Here is a 13,068-nt window from a genome sequence, read left to right on the forward strand (position 1 = left end):
TTAATTAACTTATCTTAGGCGGCTGCCAGATTTCTTTTAAACGGTCTGAAAGATAAGGATCTGAATATCGAAACTGAGCATTCTTATTCGCTTTGTAATAAGACAGTTCCAAGCGTAGATTTTTTGAGAAAGGGGTTTCAATAAAAGTATAACAGGCAACACATGATGAACAGCAGTCATCATTACATGACTTTGTTTTGTCATGTTGGCTGTCTTTTTTTGAAGAATGATTTTTACAGCAGTCCATTTTCTTGGAAGATTCTGCTTTACAGCATGTTTCCTGCATTCCTTGCACATAGAAGTTATCCTTGGGAATCAAAAAGACTCCCAGGCAAAATACTATTGCAAGTAGGTGAAACAGCTTCATATCTGCAAAAATAAGAAATTTATGGCAAAGGATCACCAACTTTTAGAGAACAGCTGTGCCAAGGTTCTCCGTGTGCCGGGTTTAGCTTTGGTTTTTCACCCATCGCCAGGTTCTGTGCCGCAGGTGAAGGCGCAGGAGCTGGTGTAGACTGAACTACATTTTGTGCCGTCTGAGGAGCTGGCGCAGGTTTACTGTTTAGAGGCTGTCCTACCGGAATGTCACATCGGTGCCCGGGCTGTCCGTGTGGAGGATTCATCCCCGGAGCTGTTTTTGCCTGTTTTCCATTATCAAGGGTGATTTTTCCTGGTGATAGTGAATTAGGATCAATCTGAACAATATTATTTCCGTTTGTATTTATATTTTGTGAAGCAGGTGTTGCTGTAGCAGGTGCACTGTTCAGGGGTTGTCCGACAGGGATATCACATCGGTGGCCAGGCTGTCCGTGTGGAGGATTCATACCGGGGGCAGTAGCCATTGGAGCAGGAGTAGGGCTGGATTGGATTCCTGCCTGATCCATCAGTGCTGTTTTTGAGGTAGTATTTAAGGCTACGTTGGGTTGTCCAGTGTTAGCTTCTTCTTTTAAATAAGTTGCTCTTTCATCTTTTTTACAAGATGCAGCTAGTAGTGATACGGCGATCAAACCTATAAATGTATTCTTCATATCCATGGGTATGAAACAAAATTAGCAAAACATTTTCAATTGTTTTGCTAATTTTATACTTATAATTTGATTTTTGGATTAATTTTTCACCAAAAGTCTAAATCCTTCTCCGTGTACGTTGATAATTTCCAATCCTTCGTCGTCTTTTAATAATTTACGAAGCTTTGCAATATAAACGTCCATACTTCTTGCAGTGAAGTAATTCTCCTTTTTCCAGATCTTTCTTAACGCAAGATCTCTAGGCATGAAATCGTTTCTGTGGATGCAAAGAAGTTTCAATAATTCATTTTCTTTAGGAGAAAGTTTATATTCTTTATCACCTACTTTCAGCTGTCTCAGCATAGAGTCAAAGAAAATATTGCTGATTTTAAACTGCTCCTGCTCCTCATTTTCCAATGTAGAGCTTCTCTGTAAAATAGCCTTGATTTTGTATAAAAGAAGCTCAGTATCAAAAGGCTTTGTGATATAATCATCAGCACCCAACTGGTATCCTTTCAAAATATCTTCTCTCATATTTCTTGCTGTAAGGAAAATGATTGGTGTATTTTTATCAATCTTTTTTACATCTTCAGCTAATGAAAACCCATCTTTTTTAGGCATCATTACGTCAAATATGCAGATGTCGAATTCATTTTCTGTAAATTCTTTAAGTCCCTGCTCCCCGTCCGTGGCAAGCGTTACTTCAAAATTATTGATTGTCAAGTAATCTTTAAGCACCGCCCCAAAACTCTGATCGTCCTCTACTAATAATATTCTGTTGCTCATAACTTTTAATAATTAATAATTAACATTAAGAATGAACTTCCTCACTCTATCTTCTATATTTTGATATTTGGTTTATTTTTTCATCAATGATGGTGTATCGGTCATCAATGACATTTCTCTTTTATCCCATTGGCAGTTTTATCGTGAATGTACTTCCATTTCCTTTATGAGAGTCTACGATAATCTGTCCTTTGTGCAGTTCTACTATTTTCTTTACGTAGGAAAGACCTAATCCCTGTCCTTTTACGTTGTGAATATTTCCGGTTTCTTCCCTGAAGAATTTTTCGAAAATTTTGGTTTTATTCTGAGTATCCATTCCCATTCCTTTATCCGAAATTTCAATGATATACCAGTGTCCTTCATTTCTTGTTTCCACATGTATTTCAGGTGCTTCCGGAGAATATTTATTGGCATTGTCCAGCAGGTTGACCAGCATATTTGAAATGTGGAATTCGTCTATTTTAAAATTATATTGGGTAGCATTGAACTTTTGTGTAAGCGTTCCGTTTCTTTGCTGTACAATAAGATTGAAAGATTCTGTGGTTCTTTTAATCAGTTCCCTTACATTGGTTTCTTTTAAAAACAGTTCTACTTCATTTCTCTCAAGTTTAGACATATTAAGGACGTTTTCCACCTGCTTTTTCATCCTTAAGTTCTCCTGCTTGATCAGCTCTGAATAATATTTTACCTTATCCGGATTGGTGGCGATTTTATCATTAGCCAAAGAATCTGTTGCTACAGAAATGGTTGCCAATGGTGTTTTGAACTCGTGAGACATATTGTTGATGAAGTCTGTTTTTACTTCAGCAAGCTTTTTCTGCCTCATCATATAATTGATGGAGATAATATAAATTCCAAGAATTGTAAGAAGAGAAAGAAATGTTCCTAAAAGCATCGGCCAGTTGTTCATTGCCAGAGAGTATTCTTTCTTAGGGAACACCAATGCAAGACTGTACAGCGTATTTTTTTTGTCTGCAAAGAGAGGGAAGCTGTAGATATTACTGTCTTTTTTCTCTTTGTATGCTTTATTCACAATGCTTGTAAGCTTATTGTTGCGGTCAAGAACACCATATCCGAACTTGGCAGATATTCCCCTTATTTTGAGCTCTTTAGCAATTACTGAATCAAGTGTTTTAGGATCCACTCTTTTGGTGATAGGAAGATTATTTCCATATACTTTCACAAATTCTTTCATGGAGTAATCTCCAGTCTCAATCTCCTGATTGATATCTGTGGTAAGAAGTTCACGGTTGGTGGTGTCTCTTTTTATTTTATAGGCTGCTTCGTCTGTATATAAGGTTGTGAGTTTAATAGAATCTCCTTTCTGAGAAATCGGCAGCTGTGTTTTTTCAATGATGTTTTTAGAGTAAATAATTTGTCTTTGGGTACCAGAGTCTTCTACCTGTTGAATGGTAGTTAAGGAGGGCTGTTTGCTGTTCGCAAGAATATTTTTTCTGAAATCTTTGTAATCCTGATTCAAGTATTTGTCGGCTTCAATTTCTTGAATATTTTGTGAAGTACTTTCCAAAACTGCATATACCTTATTTGAAAAATCCTGTTCCAGGACACCGTAATAGCCTTTCAACCAATAAAATTGGAGCGTCACAAAAACAATCAGTGAGATCGTCATAAACACTGAAATTATTGGGATGAATTTGTTATTCATTATTTAATTATATATGTTTTGGAAAAATGAATGTTAAAATTAATTGTTTTAAGACTACTTAAACAAAAAACGAGCCAAATAATTGTTTTTTTTTTCTTAAAAGAGTGTTTTTTAACAATTATTTATGAATTATCCTTTGCTTGTCATATGAAAAGTCCCTTTCAATAAATAAAGTGCTAACTTTATTAAAAATAAAAATATATGGAATCTACTATCATTTTCAACAAAGATTTTGATGCTGCCAGTACGTACGTCATGAAAATCTATAAGGCTGATGTTTCAACAGTATGGGATCATTTCACTCAATCTGAATTATTGGACCTGTGGTGGGGCCCTAAACCCTGGAAATGTGAAACTTTAAAACAGGACTTCAGAGAAGGTGGAATCTGGATGTATGCTATGGTGGGACCTAATGGAGAAAAGGTACCTATGTATTCTCAGTCTCAGTATGGAGAAATTACAGAACACAGAAGTCTTGACTGGATGAGCGCTTTCTGTGATGAAAAAGGAAATATCATGGAAGATTTTCCAAGGTCAAAATGGCTGATCGGCTTTACCGGAGTAGAAGAGGGAACCAAAGTGACCATTAATATCCATTACCATTCCCAGGAAGTTATGAAAAAGATTTTGGATATGGGATTTGAAGAAGGTTTTAAAATGGGATTGACCCAATTGGAAGAACTGATCGGCTCCTAAATAATTGGGCATCGGAAAAATTTGGAAATGAAAAAATGATTGCGGATACATTTTATAATAAAAAACAGGATACCTGAATGGGCATCCTGTTTTTTTATTAAATCAATTCTTCTTCCTGGAAGTATTGAATGATTGCTTTTTTCATAAGTAAGCTTTGCTCATTGGGCTTTAATTCCGGAAGTTCTTCCAGTTTGTCAAACTGCGGCCACCCGTCTTCATAATGTGTGAATTTATAATATCCAAAAGGCTCAAGCAGTCTGCACACAGCAATATGAATTAGATTTACCTTGTCTTCTTTAGTATATTTTTGCTGGCCGCTTCCCAGCTCCTGTAGCCCGATCAAAAATAAAAGGGTTTCAATGGGCGGATTCTTCTCAGTCTGGAAATTGTCTTCAAAGAACTGTTCTATTTTTTTCCAATATTCGGATTCGTTCATATTATTATAACTGCCATTTTATCATGACAATATCTTTTATAAATTGTTATTTTCTTTATTTCTAATGTCTTCTTCTCTCGCTTTTTTCAAAAGATCCTGTATTTTTTCTTCTTGTTTGGCTTTAAAGTCTTCTCTCTTTTCCATTCGGGTAATTTTCTGCTTTTGAATCAGGTAATAAATGATGGCAATTGAAATGAAAACTAATAATAACATATGCGCTATATTGAAATTTAATTAAGAAAAGAATACAATTATTTTTTATCAATTTTTAGCAGAAATGCATATTCTAAAGCATCTTCTTTCAGAGATTCAAATCTTCCGCTTGCTCCTCCGTGTCCGGAACTCATGTCTGTTTTAAAGACTAAAATATTATCGTCTGTTTTTAATTCTCTCAGTTTTGCTGTCCATTTTGCAGGTTCCCAATACTGTACCTGAGAATCGTGGAATCCTGTGGTGATCAGCATATGTGGATAATCTTTGGCTTCTACATTATCATATGGAGAATAGTCTTTCATATAATGGTAGTATTCTTCATCATTTGGATTTCCCCACTCATCATATTCTCCGGTAGTTAAAGGAATTGTGTCATCCAGCATTGTGGAAACAACATCTACGAAAGGTACCTGTGCTACAATTCCGTTGAATAACTGAGGCTCATAATTGACCACAGCACCTACCAACAGACCTCCGGCACTTCCTCCCATCGCATACATGTGTCTTGATGATGTATAATTCTCTTTGATTAAATACTTCCCTGCGTCAATAAAATCGAAGAATGTATTTTTCTTGAATAACATTTTTCCGTCTTCATACCATTCTCTTCCAAGATATTCTCCACCACGGATGTGGGCAATAGCATAAATAAAGCCCCTGTCCAGAATAGATAATCTTACATTTGAAAAGCTGGCATCAACGGTGTGTCCATAACTTCCATATCCATACAGAAGAAGTGGAGTGTCAGCAGACTTTTTGGTATCCTTATGATATACTAAAGAAATGGGAACTTTTGTTTTTCCATCTCTGGAGTCTGCCCATATTCTTTCTGAAATATAATTTTCATGGAAAAATTTACCACCCAGTACTTCCTGTTGTTTCAGGAGCTTGGTGGTTTTGTCTTTCATGTTATACTCGTAAGTGGAACTTGGCTGTGTAAGAGACGTATAACCATAACGAAGAATTTCAGTGTCAAATTCAAGGTTAATTCCAATATATGCTGTATAAGTAGGATCAGAAAAAGGTAAATAATAAGACTCCTGGGTCTTCTCATCAATAATTTTGATCTGGAGCAAACCTTTCTCTCTTTCTTCAAGGACCAGATAATCTCTGAAAATTTCAAAACCTTCCAGTAAAACTTCCGCACGGTGTGGAATAACATCTACCCAGTTTTCCATACTGCAGTTGTCAATCTTTGCTTTTACAATTTTGAAGTTAATCGCATCATCAGCATTAGTGATAATATAGAATTCATCTTCATAATGCTCTACAGAATATTCCAGATCATCTATTCTTGGCTGTATTACGGTCCATTCTGCAAATACATTGTCAGAAGGAATGAAGCGATGCTCATCCGAAATAGTACTTGAACTTGCAATGAAAATATACTGTAAGGATTTTGTTTTAAATACATTGACATCAAAAGTGTCATCCTTTTCGTGGAAAATCAATACATCATCTGCAGAATCAGTCCCTAATTGATGTCTGTATACCTGAAAAGCGCGGAGGCTCTTGTCTTTTCTAATGTAAAAAACATGCTGGTTATCATTCGCCCAAACTGCTTTTCCTGTTGTATTTGGAATAGTATCCGGCAGAATTTCTCCGGTTTTTAAATTTTTAAAATTAAGCGTATAAATTCTTCTTCCTACATCATCAGAAGAAAATGAAGCCAGTTCATTACCAGGGCTTACTGCTACACTTCCTACTTCAAAAAATTCTTTGCCTTCCGCAATAATATTAACGTCAAGCACAATTTCCTCCTCGTTGTCAAGGCTTTTGTACTTTCTGCAGAAAATAGGATATTCCTTACCTTCTTCATAACGTACAATATACCAGTATTCATTAAAGAAATAAGGCAGAGATTCATCATCCTTTTTATATCGGGCTTTCATCTCTTCAAAAAGCTCTTCCTGAAGAACTTCCGTATCTTTCATGATGAATTCTTCGTAGGCATTTTCCTCTTCAATATATTTGATGACTTCAGGGTTTTCCCTTTCATTCAGCCAAAAGTAATTATCAATCCTTTTGTCCCCGTGGGTTTCTAATATTTTTTCTATTTTTTTTGCCTGTGGAGCTTTCATCCTATATTTTTAATTATTTGCGTCCCGAATATTAAAGGGAGCTATATTCAATGTTAATTCTTGTTCAAATATAAGAAAGGCTATCAAATTTTTGATAGCCTTTATAATTAATATTAATAATGGGGTTATTTTTTTATTGTTTTAATGGTTTTTACAGTTCCGTCGTTGAGTTTTAATATAAATAAATATACCCCTTCTTTTAAATCTCCAAGCTGCAACGGTGATGAAGGTTTTTCAATGGTTTTAACCACTCTTCCCGAAGCATCTGCTATTGAGATCGATTTTATTTCGGCAATATTGGAAATGGTAATTGTATCAGTAAAAGGATTTGGAAATATCTGGTTTTTTTTATTGTTTCCGGAAACTTCATGCGTAGATAATGCCGTATTATCATAGGCTGAAATCTGGAATTCTCCATTGTCTGAGAATGAGTCATATTTCCAGACGCTTACATATAAAGTAGTACCTGGAGTCTGTCCTGTTAATACAATTGGGGAATAAATATCATTACTACAGCTAATTTCTGTCAGAGAACCGCAGGTTCCTCCGTAAACGGCAAGTACAGGGTCATAAAATGAAGATCCTGAAGCATGCTGTACTTCTATTGTTAGATTTCCGCTCTGTGGTACCACTGCTGTAAACCAGACATTGTCAATAGCATCTGAATCGCAGGATGGGAGAGAGCCGTCAGTAGTTGCTTCTGTATTGCTTGCCGTGATGGCTCCTGAAGCGAAATCGGTTCCAACAGTTAATGGTGTTGCCTCTGAACAGTTATCATTAGCGGGAGGAACGGGGTCATAGGCAGAAATCTGAAATTCTCCATTGTCTGAGAATGAGTCATCTTTCCAGACACTTATATATAAAGTAGTACCTGGAGTCTGCCCGGTTAATACGATTGGGAAATAAATATCATCACTACAGCTGATTTCTGTCAGAGAACCGCAGGTTCCTCCGTAAACGGTAAGTACAGGGTCGTAAAATGAAGATCCTGAAACTTCCTTTGCTTCTATTGTTAGATTTCCGCTCTGTGGTACCACTGCTGTAAACCAGACATTGTCAATAGCACTTGAATTGCAGGATGGCACAGGGCCGTCAGTAGTTGCTTCTGCATTGCTTGCCGTGATGGCTCCTGAAGCAAAATCGGTTCCAACGGTTAATGGCGTTGCCCCTGAACAGTTATCATTAGCGGGAGGAATGGGATCATAGGCAGAAATCTGGAATTCTCCATTGTCTGAGAATGAGTCATCTTTCCAGACACTTATATATAAAGTAGTACCTGGAGTCTGCCCGGTTAATACAATTGGGGAATAAATATCATCACTACAGCTAATTTCTGTCAGAGAACCGCAGGTTCCTCCGTAAACGGTAAGTACAGGGTCGTAAAATGAAGATCCTGAAACTTCCTTTGCTTCTATTGTTAGATTTCCGCTCTGTGGTACCACTGCTGTAAACCAGACATTATCAATGGCGTCTGAATCGCAGGATGGGACAGGGCCGTCAGTAGTTGAGTCTGCATTACTTGAAGTGGTGGCTCCTGAAGCAAAATCGGTTCCAACGGTTAATGGCGTTGCCCCTGAACAGTTATCATTAGCGGGAGGAATGGGATCATAGGCGGAAATCTGGAATTCTCCATTGTTTATACTGGAATTATACTTCCAGACGCTTATATACAAGGTCGTACCTGGAGTCTGACCAGATAATGATATTGACGAAAAACCTAAGTTGTCGTCATCATTACAATCAATTTCAGTTAAAGCACCACAATTACCACTGTAAACAGTAAGTATTGAATCATTAAATAATGAGCCGGAGACTTCCCCTGTTTTTATTCTGAGCTTGCCACTTGCCGGTACTACTACCGTAAACCAGACATTATCAACGGCATCTGAACCGCAGGATGGTAAAGAGCCATCGGTTGTAGCATTTAAATTTGTAGAGGTGAGCGCTCCAGAGGTAAAGTCTGTTCCTACAGTTAATGGTATTGCTCCAGAACAGTTATCATTCTGGGCATTTATAAATACAATAGTTAAAAAGAATAGACAGGATAATAATTTTTTCATGTTTTTTTATTTTTCTAAATGTAGTGAAAATTTCAATCCATCAAGAAAAAAAATTAAACATAACTATTTGATTTACAGTTACTAACATGTAATATTTTAACTGATTTTAAAATAAAAAGCCATCTTTTCAATGAAGAAAAGATGGCTGTATTTATTTTATACTAAATTATTTATGAAGAGCTTTAATATATTTTTCTAAAGCCATTGTCATGGAAGGCGTTTCCTTGGTAGGTGCCATTAAATCTACTGTTAATCCGGCTTCTTCTGCGGCTGCCAAAGTCGTGTTTCCGAAAACTCCGATCTTGGTTTCATCCTGCTTGAAGCCAGGGAAGTTTTGTTGTAGCGATTTGATTCCTTGCGGGCTAAAGAAGATCAACATGTCATAATCTTTAACATTGATATCTGTAAGGTCGCTGCATACGGTACGGTACATGATTGCTCTTGTCCAGTCTGCATTAGATGCATCCATGGTTTTCACAATATCCGGACTCAAAACATCTGAAGATGGTAACAGATATTTTTCAGTTGGGAATTTTTTGAAAAGAGGAAGCAGGTCTGAGAAGTTTTTCTCCCCAAAGCTGATTTTTCTTTTTCTGTACACAATATGCTTTTGAAGGTAGTTGGCAATTGCTTCCGACTGGCAGATATATCTCATTGTATCCGGAACGGCAAAACGAAGTTCTTCCGCAAGTCTGAAGTAATGGTCAATCGCATTTTTACTGGTAAAAATAATACCGGTATACTGCGTCAGATCTATTTTCTGTGTTCTGAGCTCTTTATTGTCAACCCCTTCAACGTGGATAAATGGACGGAAATCAATCTTTATTTTTTCCTTCTTTGCTATATCCAAATATGGAGAAGACTCACTAGGCGCTGGTTGAGAAACCAATATAGACTTTATTCTCATCATTGACATTTATTAAAAAAATAACAACTTCCAAAGCAATAATAATGGTGCGATTTGGAGGGTGCAAATATACAAAAATTTATAATACCATTTTTCGGGAAGAATCTTGTTCTTGTGAAATAAATAGAAAAAAACTTTGAAAATGAATACAAAAGAAAAGAAACACAAATAATACAAAAACATTTTATTTCTGTCTATAGGGAAGTAATAATGGGCTACACAAAGAATTATCAGCAAAAATGTAAGAATGAAATAAAATTTTGTGGAGGTAAAATAAAAAATAGTCCATTTTTTTCCGTCTCCTATACTTTGATAAAATAAAAAACCTAATGTTGATTTTATTAAATAAAAAAACAGAACTGCCAGCAAAGTATACCCGAATTTATTAAGCTGATACCCAAAAAGCTGGAGATCGGCAATATATTTCGGTACAATAGGAATATACTGTGAGATCAGAACAGATAAGGTGAGCGTCGTCACACATGAAGTGATAATCCAGCTGGGAAGGTTGTTGCTTGCATCAAAATACTTTTGAAGCAGAAAATCTTTGAGACTGGCATCCCTTTCTATGACGTTCATCATAAAAACATATAAAAATATACAGCCCGCGAGGATAAAGATTACCCAGTCGTTATTCTCAGGTATTCTTACGTGATTGATGAAGTGTTGTGATGATGGCAAAATTTAAGTTTTTATTATTTATTATTTAACTTCTGATAGCACAATCCGGCACAGATTTTCCTGTTACCTGCTTCATGTATCCCCAGTTAAAATATTTGCTCTCATCGATTTTACGTATTGTTCAGACTGTTGAATAAAAGTTTCTGTTTCATCCGCTCAATCCCTGAGAAATATTTTTGCAAAATTATAGATTATTTTGTATAAAATAAAAAGGTTAAATAAACTATCTTTGCAAACTGAAATGAAAAAACTCGTCATTATCCCCACATACAACGAAAAGGAAAATATTGAAAATATTATTTCCGCGGTTTTTGCATTGGAGGATGACTTTCATATCTTAGTAGTGGATGATACTTCCCCGGATGGAACAGCAGAAGTTGTAAAAGAATTGCAGAAGAAACATCCGCATTATCTGCATCTTTCAATAAGACATGTGAAAGACGGGTTGGGAAAGGCATATATTCATGGGTTTAAATGGGCTATCGAAAATAAATATGATTATATTTTTGAAATGGATGCCGATTTTTCCCATAATCCTAACGACCTGCCGAAATTATTTGAAGCATGCAGAAATGCAGATATGGCCATAGGTTCCCGTTACTCAAAAGGAGTGAATGTGGTCAATTGGCCCATGGGAAGAGTATTGTTGTCTTATTTTGCATCAAAATATGTAAGATTCGTATTAGGTCTTCCGATTCATGATACTACAGCAGGATTTGTCTGTTTTTCAAAAAAAGTATTGGAAGAAATAGGGTTGGATAATGTAAGACTGAAAGGTTATGGGTTTCAGATAGAAATGAAATTCAGAGCATTTAAGAAAGGCTTCAGAATTGTAGAAGTTCCTATTATATTTACCAATAGAATTTTAGGAGAAAGCAAAATGAACGGTGGAATTATTCATGAAGCAGTTTTTGGAGTATTAAATCTAAAGTGGAAATCAATCATCAATAGATTATGAAACTGATGAAAAAGCTGATCTTTATTTTCGTTTTGCTGGGCATGTTTTCGTGCAGTGACTATATTGATAAGCCTAAAAATCTGATCGATAAAGACGTCATGGCAGAAATTATTGCAGATCTTGCGATCAATGATCAGGCAATCTTTGTATATCCTGACAAAAATATGGAAGCCGGCACAAGAGCTGTCCTGAAGTCGCATAAAGTAAAATCTGATGACTTTGTAGAAAGTTTCAAATACTATGTGATCAAAGAAGAAATGGATGGGATTACCAATGATGCACAGGAAATATTGCTGAGAAAAGATCCCAAAGCTGATAAATACGTAAAGGATAAACTGAAACAAAACGGGGCTGTAGTACCTTTGGTAAGGTAAAACGTTACTGAAGTTTCTAACCTATAAGAAATCACCGATAACAAGGTGAATTAAAAAAGTAGAGAGATGAAATTTTTTAATATAGAAAAAACCTCTGAAGGAAAAGCAAGAGCAGGGGAAATTACCACAGATCACGGGAAAATTCAAACTCCTATTTTTATGCCTGTGGGAACTGTTGCAAGCGTAAAAACAGTTCATCAGAGAGAATTAAAAGAAGACATTAAGGCTCAGATTATTCTGGGAAATACTTACCACCTATACCTTCGTCCGGGAATGGAGACAATGCAGGATGCAGGTGGTTTACATAAATTCATGAACTGGGACCTTCCTATTCTTACTGATTCAGGAGGTTTTCAGGTGTTTTCACTGGCGAGTAACAGAAAAATGACAGAAGAAGGTGCGAGATTCAAATCTCACATCGACGGAAGTTACCACATGTTCTCCCCGGAAAGATCAATGGAGATTCAAAGACAGATCGGAGCCGATATCTTCATGGCTTTCGATGAATGTACTCCTTACCCTTGTGATTATAACCAGGCAAAATCATCAATGGAGCTTACACACCGTTGGCTGAAAAGATGTATTGAATGGACTAATGATAATCCTGAATTATACGGATACAAGCAAAGACTTTTCCCTATTGTTCAGGGATCTACCTATTCTGACCTTAGAAAAATCTCTGCAGAAGTAATTTCTGAAGCAGGAGCCGAAGGAAATGCCATTGGAGGACTTTCTGTAGGAGAGCCTGAAGAAGAAATGTACAGAATTACAGATGAAGTCACAGACATCCTTCCAAAAGAAAAGCCAAGATACCTGATGGGAGTAGGAACTCCATGGAATATCCTTGAATCCATCGGACTGGGAATTGATATGATGGATTGTGTAATGCCAACAAGAAATGCAAGAAATGCAATGCTTTTCACATGGCAGGGGGTGATGAATCTTAAAAATGAAAAATGGAAGCGCGATTTTTCGCCTTTAGACGAATTTGGAACCAGCTTTGTAGATCGTGAATATTCAAAAGCGTATCTTCGCCACCTGTTTGTATCTAAAGAATATCTGGCAAAACAGATTGCTTCGATTCATAATCTTGCATTCTATCTTGATTTAGTAAAAGTAGCCAGAGAACATATTATTGCAGGAGATTTCTACGAATGGAAAAACTCTGTAGTACCGGTTCTTAGACAAAGACTGTAAGAGAAT

General features: G+C 36.4%; 13 protein-coding genes. 4 read left to right on the forward strand and 9 right to left on the reverse strand.

What is annotated here, in order from left to right; genetic code table 11:
* Positions 1-4 precede the first annotated feature (4 nt).
* From FW781_RS11715 to FW781_RS11730, 4 genes are all read right to left on the reverse strand, one after another.
* Positions 5-367 (reverse strand): hypothetical protein, encoded by a 363-nt coding sequence (locus tag FW781_RS11715; protein WP_172625713.1) that lies wholly within the window; start codon positions 365-367, stop codon positions 5-7.
* Between the two features lie 19 nt (positions 368-386).
* Positions 387-1,028: a polyadenylate binding domain-containing protein gene (locus tag FW781_RS11720; RefSeq protein ID WP_228720190.1), complete on the reverse strand. Its 642-nt coding sequence runs from the start codon at positions 1,026-1,028 to the stop codon at positions 387-389.
* A gap of 78 nt (positions 1,029-1,106) precedes the next feature.
* Positions 1,107-1,793, reverse strand: coding sequence for a response regulator transcription factor (locus FW781_RS11725; RefSeq protein WP_002982671.1), 687 nt, complete (start codon positions 1,791-1,793; stop codon positions 1,107-1,109).
* Positions 1,794-1,914: 121 nt separating this feature from the next.
* The gene (locus tag FW781_RS11730) at positions 1,915-3,459 is read right to left on the reverse strand and encodes a sensor histidine kinase (RefSeq protein WP_149387606.1); all 1,545 of its coding nucleotides are present in this window, start codon (positions 3,457-3,459) and stop codon (positions 1,915-1,917) included.
* A gap of 201 nt (positions 3,460-3,660) precedes the next feature.
* Here FW781_RS11730 and FW781_RS11735 point away from each other — a divergent pair, with 201 nt between their 5' ends.
* Positions 3,661-4,155, forward strand: a complete 495-nt coding sequence (locus FW781_RS11735) for an SRPBCC family protein (protein WP_149387607.1) — start codon at positions 3,661-3,663, stop codon at positions 4,153-4,155.
* A 97-nt stretch (positions 4,156-4,252) separates the two neighbouring features.
* Here the strand turns inward: FW781_RS11735 and FW781_RS11740 are convergent, their stop codons facing one another.
* The 5 genes from FW781_RS11740 to FW781_RS11760 form a co-directional block, all read right to left on the reverse strand.
* Positions 4,253-4,591, reverse strand: coding sequence for a hypothetical protein (locus tag FW781_RS11740; RefSeq protein WP_047376348.1), 339 nt, complete (start codon positions 4,589-4,591; stop codon positions 4,253-4,255).
* Positions 4,592-4,842: 251 nt separating this feature from the next.
* Entirely contained in the window at positions 4,843-6,885 is a 2,043-nt protein-coding gene (locus FW781_RS11745; protein WP_149387608.1) for a S9 family peptidase, read from the reverse strand.
* A gap of 125 nt (positions 6,886-7,010) precedes the next feature.
* Positions 7,011-8,945: a T9SS type A sorting domain-containing protein gene (locus FW781_RS11750; RefSeq protein ID WP_149387609.1), complete on the reverse strand. Its 1,935-nt coding sequence runs from the start codon at positions 8,943-8,945 to the stop codon at positions 7,011-7,013.
* Between the two features lie 166 nt (positions 8,946-9,111).
* Positions 9,112-9,852 (reverse strand): uroporphyrinogen-III synthase, encoded by a 741-nt coding sequence (locus FW781_RS11755; RefSeq protein WP_149387823.1) that lies wholly within the window; start codon positions 9,850-9,852, stop codon positions 9,112-9,114.
* 12 nt (positions 9,853-9,864) lie between these two features.
* Positions 9,865-10,533, reverse strand: coding sequence for a DUF4271 domain-containing protein (locus FW781_RS11760; RefSeq protein ID WP_149387610.1), 669 nt, complete (start codon positions 10,531-10,533; stop codon positions 9,865-9,867).
* 241 nt (positions 10,534-10,774) lie between these two features.
* Between FW781_RS11760 and FW781_RS11765 the strand changes: the two genes are divergently transcribed.
* The 3 genes from FW781_RS11765 (at position 10,775) to tgt (ending at position 13,062) form a co-directional block, all read left to right on the forward strand.
* Positions 10,775-11,491 (forward strand): polyprenol monophosphomannose synthase, encoded by a 717-nt coding sequence (locus FW781_RS11765; protein WP_149387611.1) that lies wholly within the window; start codon positions 10,775-10,777, stop codon positions 11,489-11,491.
* Positions 11,492-11,496: 5 nt separating this feature from the next.
* The gene (locus FW781_RS11770; RefSeq protein ID WP_149387612.1) at positions 11,497-11,865 is read left to right on the forward strand and encodes a DUF4296 domain-containing protein; all 369 of its coding nucleotides are present in this window, start codon (positions 11,497-11,499) and stop codon (positions 11,863-11,865) included.
* A gap of 66 nt (positions 11,866-11,931) precedes the next feature.
* Entirely contained in the window at positions 11,932-13,062 is a 1,131-nt protein-coding gene (gene tgt / locus FW781_RS11775; RefSeq protein ID WP_047380269.1) for a tRNA guanosine(34) transglycosylase Tgt, read from the forward strand.
* The last annotated feature ends 6 nt before the right edge of the window (positions 13,063-13,068 follow it).

Origin of the sequence: Chryseobacterium panacisoli (genome assembly GCF_008274625.1) — a bacterium.
Lineage (GTDB): Bacteria > Bacteroidota > Bacteroidia > Flavobacteriales > Weeksellaceae > Chryseobacterium > Chryseobacterium panacisoli.